This is a genomic window from Caldicellulosiruptor obsidiansis OB47, assembly GCF_000145215.1.
Classification (GTDB): domain Bacteria; phylum Bacillota; class Thermoanaerobacteria; order Caldicellulosiruptorales; family Caldicellulosiruptoraceae; genus Caldicellulosiruptor; species Caldicellulosiruptor obsidiansis.
This window is the reverse complement of the sequence record NC_014392.1, coordinates 1,691,717-1,703,569: the sequence shown is the minus strand read 5'-3', so window position 1 is coordinate 1,703,569 and position 11,853 is coordinate 1,691,717. Positions and strand designations below refer to the sequence as shown.

Below are 11,853 nucleotides of genomic sequence, written 5' to 3'. Positions count from 1 at the left end.
ATGGAGATAAATATTGTAAATATGTTTCCAGAAGTTTTAAACCTGTATGGGGATAGAGGCAATATTATCTGTCTACAGAAAAGATGTGTCTGGAGAGGTATAAAAGTAAACATTTTTGAATACAATCTAGACTCAAACCAGGAAATCCTGAAAAATGCAGATATAATCTTGCTTGGTGGTGCGTCGGACAGGGAACAATCTATTGTGTATTCACATCTTTTGAATTTAAAAGAACTTATAAAGAGTCTTATTGAAGATGGAGTTTGCCTCCTTGCAATCTGTGGAGGGTATCAGCTTTTAGGAGAGGCTTATGTTGATTCGAGTGGCAGAACAATAAAAGGTCTTCACATCCTGGATTTTATAACAAAGGCTGAAGGGAAAAGACTTATTGGTAATATTATAATTGAAACAAGCTTAGATGTGTTTCCAAAAACAGTTGTGGGATATGAAAATCATGGTGGGAGAACCTATCATGATTATCAGCCTTTTGGCAAGGTCTTAAAAGGTTATGGTAACAACGGGAAGGATAGGTTTGAAGGGCTGATTTATAAAAACGTGATAGGCACCTATCTGCACGGACCTCTTCTTCCTAAGAATCCGCATATTGCAGACCTTATGCTCAAAAAAGTTCTTGAAAGAAAGTATGCTTTAGATAGCTCAGAATTTCAGAGATTAAATGATACATTAGAGTATATGGCTCATAACAAGGTAAAAGAATTGTATATGTAAAACAATAATTATGGCAAAAGGCTGCTATTCAGAGGCAGCCTTTTATAATTATAATTCACAATTTTATAAATTTTCATATTGACTTTTTTGAACAAAGATTATAAAATAGTAATGTCAGATGTCAGATATTAGATGTCTGACATCTAAAAATTAAAAAGGAGGTTTGTTTTTATGAAGAAAAAGTTATATGTGGTTTTGAGTCTGGTTGTAATTGCAGCGCTTTTGTTGAGCTTAAATGTTTCATGGAACAAGGCAAGTGGTTCAACGTCAAATGCAAATTTCAAGGTAGGGCTTGTTACAGACGTTGGTGGTGTCAATGACAGAAGTTTTAACCAATCGGCATATGAGGGAATGAAAAAGGCCGAGAAAGAACTCAAAATCAAAACAACTCTTATTCAGTCAAAGCAGATGACAGACTACATTCCGAATCTACAAAAGCTTGCGAAAGCGAATTATAACTTGGTCGTTGCAGTTGGTTTTATGATGCACGATGCAGTTGTTACAGTTGCGAAACAGTTTCCAAAGACAAAGTTCCTGATTATCGACTCTGAAATTTCAGATCTTCCAAATGTGGTTTCGGCAATGTTCAGGGAAGAACAAGCTGGGTATTTGGCAGGTGTTGCTGTTGCTTCGCTTGAAAAGACAAAGTTTGCAAAGACAACTGGAAAGAACGTGTTTGGCGTTGTAGGAGGTATGAAAATTCCACCGGTTGACAGGTACATTGCAGGGTTTAAAGCTGGTGTTTTGAGCGAGATTCCAAATGCAAAAGTTATAATCAAATACACTGGCAAGTTTGACGACCCAGCATCAGGTAAACAGGTTGCTCTTTCTGAGATAGCACAAGGTGCAGATTTTGTATTTCAAGTTGCAGGACAGACAGGTCTTGGTGTTATCCAGGCTGCAAAAGAAAAGGGAGTTTATGCAATCGGTGTTGACTCAGACCAAAGCTATGTTGCACCAAATACTGTTGTGACCTCTGCGATGAAGAGAGTTGACGTTGCAACATATAGCATTATAAAAGATACATTGAACGGTAAGTTTAAGAGTGGTATTGTTTATTTTGAACTTAAGAACAACGGTGTTGGACTTGCTCCATTTATGAAAGGTGTCCCAAAGAGTGTGAGCGACAAGATAAATAAAGTAATTGCTGATATAAAAGCTGGTAAGATAAAGATACCAACAGAAGTAAAATAATATTGTAATATTGTGTAACTTTCAAAGGCCTGCTGGGCAGGGAATAATCTTACAGCAGGCCTTTCAGTAATATACTGAATAGGGAGTTAAACAGAAAGGAGTTCTAATCCATATGATAGGAATAATAGGTGGTTCTGGATTTTACTCTTTTTTGGAAAATGTTAAAGAGATAGAAATTGAAACACCTTATGGTAAACCAAGTGATAGAATAGCAATTTCAAAGGTGGGAGAGAAAGAAGTTGCCTTTATACCAAGACATGGTAAAAAACATATTTATCCTCCTCATAAAGTGCCATATAAAGCAAACGTATATGCATTAAAACAGCTTGGCGTTGAAAGAATTATTTCCTCAACAGCTTGTGGGAGTCTAAAAAAAGAAATTTCACCAGGTGATTTTGTAATTGTTGACCAATTTGTTGACAGAACGTGGGGACGTGATGACACATTTTCAGATATTGGGAGTGTAAGACATACTTCGATGGCTCACCCATATGACCCAGAGATGAGAGAGATTGCAATCAAGGTTTTAGAAGAACTTGGTTTTAGATTTCACAAAAAAGGTACATGTGTGGTTATTCAGGGACCGCGATTTTCAACGTTGGCTGAAAGCAGATGGTATTCCAAGATGGGGTTTGACGTTATCGGAATGACTCAGTATCCTGAGGTAGCTTTGGCAAATGAGCTTGGAATAAAGTATTTAAATATAACTCTTGTAACAGACTATGATGCTGGCTTAGAAGATGACCCGAATATAAAACCTGTTTCACATGAAGAGGTTTTAAGAGTGTTTTCTGAAAATATAGAAAAGCTAAAAAAAGTTATCATTGAAATAATAAAAAGAATATAAAGACAGGTGGGACATGAATATGGAGTACATTTTACGGGTTAAAGGTATTTCTAAGAGATTTGGTAATATTCAAGCAAATGATAATGTGTGTTTGGATGTCAAAAAAGGTGAGGTACATGCCATACTTGGGGAAAATGGTGCTGGAAAGTCTACTTTAATGAATATCATCTATGGTCTTTACACTCCTGATTCTGGAGAGATATATTTTGAGGGGCAAAAACTTGAGGTCAAAGGTCCTCATGAAGTAATTGAAAAAGGAATAGGAATGGTTCATCAGCATTTTATGCTAATACCTGTGTTTACGGTGGCTGAAAATATTGTTTTGGGATTTGAGCCAAAAGGTTTTAGATTTAATGTTCAGGAGGCTGAGAAGAAAATTCTTGAAATTTCGAAAAAATATAATTTGGAAATTGATCCGAAGGCCAAGGTCGGAGATTTGAGCGTTGGTATGCAACAAAGAGTGGAGATATTAAAGGCTTTTTATAGAGATGCAAGACTTTTAATACTTGATGAGCCAACAGCAATGTTAACACCTCAAGAGACAAGAGAGCTTTTTAAAATTATAAATAACCTTAAAGCCCAGGGAATATCAATACTGTTTATAAGCCATAAACTTGATGAGGTTATGGAAATTTCAGATAGAGTGACTGTTATGAGAAGAGGAAAAACAATAAAGACCCTGAACACCAAAGAAACTAGCGAACAGGAACTTGCAAACTTGATGGTTGGAAGAGAAGTTAAACTTGTTGTTGAAAAGAATAAACCACGGTTAGGTGAGACTGTACTAAAAGTTGAAAACCTTTCGGTTAAATTAAAAAACGGTGTTGAAAAGGTCAAAGATGTAAGTTTTGAAGTAAGAAGAGGAGAAATTTTAGGTATAGCGGGTGTTGATGGAAATGGTCAAAATGAGCTTGTAGAAGCTATTGTTGGCCTTATTTCATCAACAGGGAGAATAATTTTCAACGGGCAAGAGATTCAAAATCTTCCCACCCGCAAACGTTACGAAAAAGGGATTGCTTATATTCCTGCAGATAGACAGCAGGATGGGCTTGTCTTGAACTTTACAGTGGCAGAAAACATTGTCCTTAAAAGGTATTATAAAAAACCATATTCTAATAGGGGTTTTTTAAATTATAAAGCAATAATCTCAGAGGCTGATAAGCTTATACATGAATTTGATGTGCGTCCTCCTGATTACAAACTGTTTGCAAAGAACCTTTCAGGTGGCAATCAGCAAAAGGTAATCTTGGCAAGAGAGTTTTCAAGCAGTCCGGACCTTTTAATTGCCGTTCAGCCAACAAGAGGAATGGATGTGGGAGCTATAGAGTACATCCATAGAAAACTGATTGAACTTCGAGACAGTGGCAAAGCTATATTGCTTGTTTCATTAGAGCTTGATGAGATTTTGAACCTGTCTGACAGGATTGCTGTAATGTATTCTGGAGAAATTATGGATATTATAGACAGCAAAAACGCAACAAGAGAACAAATAGGACTTTTGATGATAGGCAAGAAAAAGAAGGAGGCCTAAACGGTGATGGTAAAAAAGGTTTTGCAAAGTATTTTGATGCCACTTATTGCTATTTTTATATCCATGATTGTAGGTGGGATAGTAATATTAATCACAGCAAAACAAAATCCTATTTATGCATACATCGCTCTTTTTAGTGGAGCATATGGGAACTTAATGAACTTTGCAACAACCCTGACAAACGCAATACCGCTCATAATAACTGGGCTTGGGGTTGCAATAGCATTTTCTTCAGGGCTTTTTAATATTGGTGCTGAAGGACAGTTTTGGATAGGCGCAATTGTTGCAACTTATCTTGGATATCAGATAAAGGGTCTTCCGTGGTTTTTACACATTCCCCTAATAATTGTGTGCGCTATGATAGCAGGTGCACTGTGGGGTGGGCTTGTTCCTGGGCTTGCAAAGGTTTACACTGGTGCTCATGAGGTTATCACAACTATGATGATGAGCTATATAGCTATCTATTTTAGCCACTATCTATTAGAAGGCGGGCCAATGATGGATAAAGGAACAATACCACAATCACCAGTGATTCAAAACAGTGCAAAGCTAAGTACTTTGGTACCAAATACACAGCTGTCAAGTGGACTTTTCATTGCAATTCTGGCAGTTGTGGTGGTTTATATTCTCATGTACAAAACAACATTAGGTTATGAACTCAGAGCAGTAGGGTTTAATATCAAAGCTGCAAAGTATGCTGGCATGAACGTTGCACAAAAACTTGTTTTGGCTATGGGGCTTTCGGGCGCGTTTGCTGGTCTTGCTGGTGCTGTTCAGATAATGGGTGTTCAGTACAGACTATATGATAGCTTTACATCAGGGTATGGTTATACTGCTATAGTTGTTGCACTTCTTGCAAACAACAATCCTATAGGTGTTGTAATAGCAGCACTTTTCCTGGCAGGACTTTCAACAGGTGCACAGGAAATGCAGATGCAAACAAATATCTCTGGTCAGCTTGCCGATGTTGTTGTGGGACTTATAATATTCTTCATTGCAATTGAAGAGCTTTATAGGATTATTATGGAAAAGATTAGAACCGGAAAAACAAAGTTACAACCGGTAGGAGGGCAAGAATAAGATGAATATACTCAGTATTTTTACAAACCCATATTTGTGGGCGTCAACCATTGCAATGGCAGTACCGCTTGCACTTCCGGCAATTGGCGGTACTTTTTCAGAACGAGCTGGCGTTGTCAATATTTCTATGGAAGGGATAATGCTAATTTCGGCATTTGTTTCTGTTGCATTTTCAGCATACTTTCACAATGCATGGCTTGGACTTTTAGCGGGAGTAATCTCTGGTATTTTAGTAGCATATGTGTTTGCATGGGCAGCTGCAAAAATGTATGCAAACCAGATAGTCCTTGGTATGGCTTTTAATATATTTGCATCTGGTATCACTGCTTATCTTTTTAATGTTATATATGGTCCTGAAGGAACACCTTTTGACACACCCAAACTTCCTGATGTTAGAATACCTGCGATAGATAAAATCCCTGTAATTGGACAGATATTGAGCGGACAAAATGTGATGGTTTATATAATGTTTGTTTTGATAATACTTAGCCAGTGGTTCTTGTTCAAGACAACCATAGGTTTGAGGCTTAGAGCTGTGGGCGAAAATCCAGAAGCTGCCGAGACAGCAGGTATCGATGTTGTAAAGATGAAATACTTAGGCGTTATTCTGGGCGGGGCATTTTCAGCACTTGGTGGTGCTTATCTATCAATTGGTGTTTTGAACAGTTTTTCACCTGAGATGTCGTCAGGAAGAGGTTATATAGCTTTAGCTGCCATGATTTTTGGTAAATGGACACCGGTTGGCTCATTTTTAGCATCACTTTTGTTTGGTTTTGCAACAGCTCTGAGCTATACATTGCAAGAATCTTCAATTTCAAAAAACATTATCATGATGCTACCATATGTAGTTACAATATTAGCATTGATTGGAATAGGTGGCAAGAGCGTTGCACCTGCTGCCGACGGTATTCCCTACAGGCCTAAAAAATAGAAAAGAGAGTGAGGTGCGCTCTCAATGGAAAGTTTTGAATTAGTAGGATATCCCCAGAGGTATGAACTTGTATTAAAGAGGTTAAAGCAACTCATTGAAGAAAAATTTAAAGAAGGTGACAAGCTTCCTTCTGAGCTGGAACTTGCAAAGCTTTTTGGCGTGAGCAGAGCAACGCTCAGAGAGGCTTTAAGAATATTAGAAGAAGAAGGATATGTTGTAAGAAAACATGGTGTAGGAACTTTTGTATCATCACGACCAATTTTACAATCTGGGATGGAAGAGCTCCAGAGTATAACGAAGCTAATGGAAAAGCAAGGGTATAAACCCCACACAAAGGATATAGTTGTTACTAAAACATATCCAAATGCAAAGGAAGCTCATATGCTTAGAATATCAACAACTGAAGAGATTATCAAAATAGAAAGAGTTCGACTTGCAGAGAATATTCCTGTTGTTTATTGTGTTGATAGACTTCCTGCAAAGTTGTTTCCATTTGATTTTAAATTTGTAGGAGAGTCGTTGTTTGACTATTTGAATGATACCATGGGAATATATATTGCATATGCAATCTCTGATATCATTCCTATGCTTGCTGAGAAAAATAATGTGTATAAAAAGCTTGAGCTTGAAAAGAACGATGTTGTTCTTTTACTTGACCAGATTCACTTCGACCAAAATGATGTTCCTATTTTGTATTCATCGAATTATTTTTCACCTAAAAAATTCAGGTTCTATATTGTAAGAAAGAGGGTTTAAAAAATGAAGTACTTGGACAATGTTGATGATACAATTATATATTTTTTGACCTTAGCCAAAGAAGCTCAAAAAAAGGCATATGCACCGTATTCCTGTTTCAAGGTTGGGGCAGCAGCTGTTGGAAACAGTAGCAAAGTGTACACAGGGTGCAACGTCGAAAATGCTTCATATCCACTTTCCATGTGTGCAGAAAGGATTGCAATTTTTAAAGCGATATCAGAAGGTGAAAGTGAAATAAAAGCTCTTTATATAATCGGTCCTGAGAATGAGCCTATATCGCCGTGTGGTGCGTGCAGACAGGTGATATTTGAACTTGCAAGAAATAGCACCATTTATCTTTCAAATTGTGATATGACAAAAGTAATAGAGACTAATAGCAAAGAGCTTTTGCCATACGGATTTGACTTGAAAGAAAGATGAAATTAAGGTGGGAGGGAGATTATCCAAGGTGAAAGTAGTATTTCTTTCTCTTATCACAGGATTTATTGTCGGTGCTATATTTAAACTTCTAAAGCTTCCAATTCCTGCCCCAAATGCACTTGCAGGTATAATGGGTATATTTGGAATATTTTTGGGAGCTGTTTTTGTTGAGCAAATTCTCAAGTTGTTAGCAAAGTAAAACAAGAAGGTGAAAGGCGTGCTGGTGACAGAGATTATTAGGAAAAAAAGAGATGGAGATATCTTAAACAAAGAAGAACTTGAATTTATTGTAAACGGGTTTGTAAAAGGTGAAATTCCAGACTATCAGATGTCTGCTTTCTTGATGGCTATATATTTTAGAGGGATGTCAAAAGAAGAGCTTGTAGCACTTACCATGCTCATGGCAAAATCAGGCAAGATGGTAGACCTGAGCAGTATAGATGGTATCAAGGTTGACAAACACTCAAGTGGTGGTATTGCTGACACAACCACCTTGGTTTTAATACCACTGGCAGCATCTTGCGGTGTAAAGGTTGCAAAGATGTCAGGACGAGGGCTTTCTCACACAGGTGGGACAATTGACAAGTTGGAGTCAATCCCAGGTTTTAAAACTGAGCTTTCAGAAGATGAGTTTATAGAAGCTGTAAATAAAGTTGGTGCAGCAATTGTTGGGCAGTCAGAAAGCCTTGTTCCTGCAGACAAAAAGATATATGCTTTGAGAGATGTCACAGCTACAGTTGAATCTATACCACTTATTGCATCTTCTATCATGAGCAAAAAGATTGCAGCTGGGAGCGACAAAATAATACTTGATGTCAAGTTTGGCAAAGGTGCTTTCATGAAAGAGTATGAAAAGGCAAAAGAGCTTGCTAATACTATGGTTGAGATTGGAACTTTGGCAGGAAGAGAAACCATCGCTTATGTTACAGATATGAACCAGCCGCTTGGCCTTATGATTGGCAACGCTCTTGAGGTTATTGAAGCAATAGAAGTTTTGAAAGGCAGAGGACATGAAGATTTGAAGAATCTCTGTATTGAATTTGCATCTGAGATGATAATTATGGCTGGAGTTGAAAAGGAGAAAAAATTAGCACAAGAAAGAGCAATTGAGAGCATTGAAAAAGGACATGCTCTTGAAAAGTTTAAAGAAATTATAAAAAACCAAGGTGGAAACCCTGAAATAGTTGACAATTATTCTTTGCTGCCACAAGCCAAATATACTTATGAACTAAAATGCGATGAAGATATGTATATAAAAGATATTGATGCACTCAAACTTGGACTTTGCGCATTAAAACTTGGAGCAGGAAGACAAAGAAAAGAAGACAAAATTGACTATGCGGTTGGAATTCAACTTTTTGGTAAAATAGGAGATAAAATAGCCAAGAATATGCCATATGCTAAAATCTATGCAAATGATGAAAAAAGGCTTGAAGAAGCCATCTCAGATGTGAAAACTGCATTTGAGTTTTCTAAGAGGCCTGTTCCAAAAAGAAAAGTAATATTTGCAAAGATAACAAAAGACAATGTTTTTGAATTTTAAATTACGTGGAGGGGAACATGATGACCAGAGAAGAGATTGCAAAGTTTATTGACCACACACTTTTAAGGTCCTCTGCAACACCTGCAGATATAAAAAAGATTTGCGATGAGGCATTAAAATATTCTTTTGCTTCAGTTTGTGTGAATCCTTATTATGTAAAATTGTGTAAGGAATATTTGAAAGAGTCAAATGTCAAAGTGGCAACTGTGATAGGGTTTCCACTTGGCGCAAACACTCTTAAAACAAAGGTGTTTGAAGCAAAAGAAGCTTTTGAAAACGGTGCTGATGAGATAGATATGGTTATAAATATTGGAGCTATGCTAAGTGGTGACACGGATTATGTTTACGAAGAGATAAAAAGCATTGTTGATGTTGCAAAAGAGTATTCAAATAAAATAGTAAAGGTAATAATTGAGACGTCTGAACTTGACAATGAAAAGAAGATAGAAGCATGCAAAATTGCAGCCGCAGCAGGCGCTGATTATGTGAAAACTTCAACAGGTTTTTCTAAAAGCGGTGCAAAGTATGAAGATATACTTCTTATGAGAAAGGCTGTCGGTAGCAAGGTCAAAATTAAAGCGTCGGGTGGCATCAGAACGTTTGAGGATGCTCTTTTGATGATACAAGCAGGCGCAAGCAGAATCGGCACAAGCAATGGTGTTGCAATTGTGGGTGGCGAATAAAAAATAACTTTTAAGTCTTCGTATTTGGAGGTAAGATGTCTAAAATGAGAATTATATTGATTGTACTTGACAGTGTGGGTGTTGGTGCACTGGAGGATGCAAATCTTTACGGCGATGAAGGGAGCAATACTCTTTCGAATATATCTTACGCAGTTGGTGGACTTGAACTTAAGAATATGTACAAGCTTGGGATAGGAAACATAACAAGCATAAAAGGTACACCGCCAAATCCTAATCCTATTGGAGTTTTTGGTAAAAGCAAGGAAATGTCAAAGGGCAAGGATACTATAACCGGTCACTGGGAGATAGCAGGTGTTGTGTTAGAAGAGCCTTTCAAGACATTTCCAAATGGTTTTCCTGAAGATTTGATTCAGGAATTTGAAAAAAGGATTGGGAGAAAAGTTCTTGGCAACAAAGTTGCATCTGGTACAGAGATAATAAAAGAGCTTGGTGAGGAGCATATAAAAACCGGCTATCCAATTGTTTATACTTCTGCTGACTCTGTATTTCAAATAGCTGCTCACGAGGAGGTTATTCCTCTTGAAGAACTTTACAGGATATGCCAAATAGCAAGGCAACTTCTTGTTGGGAAGTATCTTGTTGCAAGAGTAATTGCAAGACCATTTGTGGGGAAAGATAGAAACAGTTTTGTTAGAACTTATAACAGAAGAGATTTTGCAGTTGAGCCACCTTATAATACGCTGCTTGACAATATTAAAGAGGCAGGTTATGAGTGTGTAGGGATAGGTAAAATAGAGGATATTTTTGCCAAAAGAGGACTGACAAAGAGTATTCACACAGAAGGAAACATGGACGGGGTTGACAAAACCTTGAAGGTGATGGATGAAGTTGACAAAGGACTAATTTTTACAAACCTTGTTGATTATGATATGCTGTATGGTCACAGAAATGACCCTCATGGTTACGCAAAGGCTTTGATAGACTTTGACACAAGGCTTCCCGAAATCATGGAAAAGCTGAAAAAGGATGATATTTTAATAATCACTGCAGACCATGGTTGTGACCCGACAACACCTTCAACAGATCATTCGCGTGAACATGTGCCAATCTTGGTGTATGGTGAGAATATCAAAAAAGGATATGACCTTGGAACAAGAAAAAGTTTTTCTGACATTGGTCAGACAATAGCAGAGTATTTGAATGTTAAACCTTTAAAGTTTGGAGAGAGTTTTTTAAAAGAAATTGCGATAAAATAGCTACTGAGGTGATTTTTATGTCATATTATCAAAAGGTAAAAGAAGCATCAGAATTTATAAAAAGTAAGATTCCAAGTGTGCCAGAGATTGCTATTATTCTGGGAAGTGGGCTTGGTGGTTTTGCGGATACAATGGAAGATAAAATTGAAATCAAATATTCAGAGATACCTCATTTTCCTGTGTCTACTGTCAAGGGACACAAAGGCAACTTGGTTTTTGGAAAAGTAAAAGGGAGAGAGGTTTTGGCCTTTCAAGGAAGATTTCATCTTTATGAAGGGTATAAGATTGAAGAGGTTGTATTTGGTGTGAGGGCAGCAGGAATTTTGGAAGTGAAAAAACTGATTGTTACAAACGCTGCGGGTGGAATTTCTCCACTACTTGCCCCTGGAGATTTAATGGTTATAAGGGATCATATAAATCTTTCAGGTGAAAACCCGGCAATTGGGCCAGAAGCGGAAAGATTTGGTGAAAGGTTTTTTGATATGACATATGCATATGACAGAGAGATAATTGAAAAAGCAAAAGATGTTTATAAGAAAAATGGCGTTGATTATAAAGAAGGTGTATATGCATTTTTAAAAGGACCTTCGTATGAAACACCTTCGGAGATAAGGATGCTAAAAATCCTTGGTGCTGATGCAGTTGGAATGTCAACAGTTCCAGAAGTTATTGCGGCTCGGCAGATGAACATAAGAGTTTTTGGAATTTCTTGTATTACAAACATGGCAGCAGGAATTCTTGAGAAAAAACTTTCACATGAAGAAGTCATAGAAGTTTCAAAGATGGTTGAGGAAAAGTTTATAAAAATAATTAAGGATTTAATAGAGATTATTTAAAAAAAGAAAAGTAAATACTTATAAATCCTACACTGCAAAGTTTTTGTGCGGTGTAGGATTTTTTGTTTATTATACAAAAAAAGCGG

General features: G+C 37.1%; 13 protein-coding genes. All 13 read left to right on the top strand.

Annotation, left to right across the window (positions count from 1 at the left end; all coding sequences use genetic code 11):
• The 13 genes from COB47_RS08020 (at window position 1) to COB47_RS07960 (ending at window position 11,767) form a co-directional block, all read left to right on the top strand.
• Window positions 1-729, top strand: a complete 729-nt coding sequence (locus tag COB47_RS08020; protein WP_013290877.1) for a type 1 glutamine amidotransferase — start codon at window positions 1-3, stop codon at window positions 727-729.
• Window positions 730-900: 171 nt separating this feature from the next.
• Complete coding sequence (locus tag COB47_RS08015) at window positions 901-1,923, top strand: BMP family lipoprotein (RefSeq protein WP_013290876.1); 1,023 nt, start codon at window positions 901-903, stop codon at window positions 1,921-1,923.
• Between the two features lie 112 nt (window positions 1,924-2,035).
• Window positions 2,036-2,770, top strand: coding sequence for an S-methyl-5'-thioadenosine phosphorylase (locus tag COB47_RS08010; protein ID WP_013290875.1), 735 nt, complete (start codon window positions 2,036-2,038; stop codon window positions 2,768-2,770).
• 19 nt (window positions 2,771-2,789) lie between these two features.
• Window positions 2,790-4,301: an ABC transporter ATP-binding protein gene (locus tag COB47_RS08005; RefSeq protein ID WP_013290874.1), complete on the top strand. Its 1,512-nt coding sequence runs from the start codon at window positions 2,790-2,792 to the stop codon at window positions 4,299-4,301.
• Between the two features lie 6 nt (window positions 4,302-4,307).
• Window positions 4,308-5,381 carry an ABC transporter permease gene (locus COB47_RS08000; RefSeq protein ID WP_013290873.1) on the top strand — a complete coding sequence of 358 codons (1,074 nt, stop codon included), beginning with the start codon at window positions 4,308-4,310 and terminating at the stop codon, window positions 5,379-5,381.
• 1 nt (window position 5,382) lies between these two features.
• On the top strand, window positions 5,383-6,312 hold the full coding sequence (locus tag COB47_RS07995; RefSeq protein ID WP_013290872.1) for an ABC transporter permease: 930 nt from the start codon (window positions 5,383-5,385) through the stop codon (window positions 6,310-6,312).
• Between the two features lie 24 nt (window positions 6,313-6,336).
• On the top strand, window positions 6,337-7,068 hold the full coding sequence (locus COB47_RS07990; protein WP_013290871.1) for a GntR family transcriptional regulator: 732 nt from the start codon (window positions 6,337-6,339) through the stop codon (window positions 7,066-7,068).
• 3 nt (window positions 7,069-7,071) lie between these two features.
• On the top strand, window positions 7,072-7,488 hold the full coding sequence (locus COB47_RS07985; RefSeq protein WP_013290870.1) for a cytidine deaminase: 417 nt from the start codon (window positions 7,072-7,074) through the stop codon (window positions 7,486-7,488).
• Between the two features lie 28 nt (window positions 7,489-7,516).
• Window positions 7,517-7,687, top strand: coding sequence for a XapX domain-containing protein (locus COB47_RS07980; protein WP_013290869.1), 171 nt, complete (start codon window positions 7,517-7,519; stop codon window positions 7,685-7,687).
• A gap of 18 nt (window positions 7,688-7,705) precedes the next feature.
• Window positions 7,706-9,031 (top strand): pyrimidine-nucleoside phosphorylase, encoded by a 1,326-nt coding sequence (locus COB47_RS07975; protein WP_013290868.1) that lies wholly within the window; start codon window positions 7,706-7,708, stop codon window positions 9,029-9,031.
• Between the two features lie 20 nt (window positions 9,032-9,051).
• Window positions 9,052-9,714, top strand: a complete 663-nt coding sequence (gene deoC / locus COB47_RS07970) for a deoxyribose-phosphate aldolase (protein WP_013290867.1) — start codon at window positions 9,052-9,054, stop codon at window positions 9,712-9,714.
• 44 nt (window positions 9,715-9,758) lie between these two features.
• Window positions 9,759-10,931 (top strand): phosphopentomutase, encoded by a 1,173-nt coding sequence (locus COB47_RS07965; RefSeq protein ID WP_013290866.1) that lies wholly within the window; start codon window positions 9,759-9,761, stop codon window positions 10,929-10,931.
• A gap of 17 nt (window positions 10,932-10,948) precedes the next feature.
• Complete coding sequence (locus COB47_RS07960) at window positions 10,949-11,767, top strand: purine-nucleoside phosphorylase (RefSeq protein WP_013290865.1); 819 nt, start codon at window positions 10,949-10,951, stop codon at window positions 11,765-11,767.
• Window positions 11,768-11,853 lie beyond the last annotated feature (86 nt).

Coding starts and splice junctions, on each gene's coding strand:
- COB47_RS07990 (WP_013290871.1), top strand. CDS start 6,337: ATGGAAAGTTTTGAATTAGTAGGATATCCCCAGAGGTATGAACTTGTA.
- COB47_RS08010 (WP_013290875.1), top strand. CDS start 2,036: ATGATAGGAATAATAGGTGGTTCTGGATTTTACTCTTTTTTGGAAAAT.
- COB47_RS07965 (WP_013290866.1), top strand. CDS start 9,759: ATGAGAATTATATTGATTGTACTTGACAGTGTGGGTGTTGGTGCACTG.
- deoC (WP_013290867.1), top strand. CDS start 9,052: ATGACCAGAGAAGAGATTGCAAAGTTTATTGACCACACACTTTTAAGG.
- COB47_RS08020 (WP_013290877.1), top strand. CDS start 1: ATGGAGATAAATATTGTAAATATGTTTCCAGAAGTTTTAAACCTGTAT.
- COB47_RS07960 (WP_013290865.1), top strand. CDS start 10,949: ATGTCATATTATCAAAAGGTAAAAGAAGCATCAGAATTTATAAAAAGT.
- COB47_RS08000 (WP_013290873.1), top strand. CDS start 4,308: ATGGTAAAAAAGGTTTTGCAAAGTATTTTGATGCCACTTATTGCTATT.
- COB47_RS07995 (WP_013290872.1), top strand. CDS start 5,383: ATGAATATACTCAGTATTTTTACAAACCCATATTTGTGGGCGTCAACC.
- COB47_RS08015 (WP_013290876.1), top strand. CDS start 901: ATGAAGAAAAAGTTATATGTGGTTTTGAGTCTGGTTGTAATTGCAGCG.
- COB47_RS07985 (WP_013290870.1), top strand. CDS start 7,072: ATGAAGTACTTGGACAATGTTGATGATACAATTATATATTTTTTGACC.
- COB47_RS08005 (WP_013290874.1), top strand. CDS start 2,790: ATGGAGTACATTTTACGGGTTAAAGGTATTTCTAAGAGATTTGGTAAT.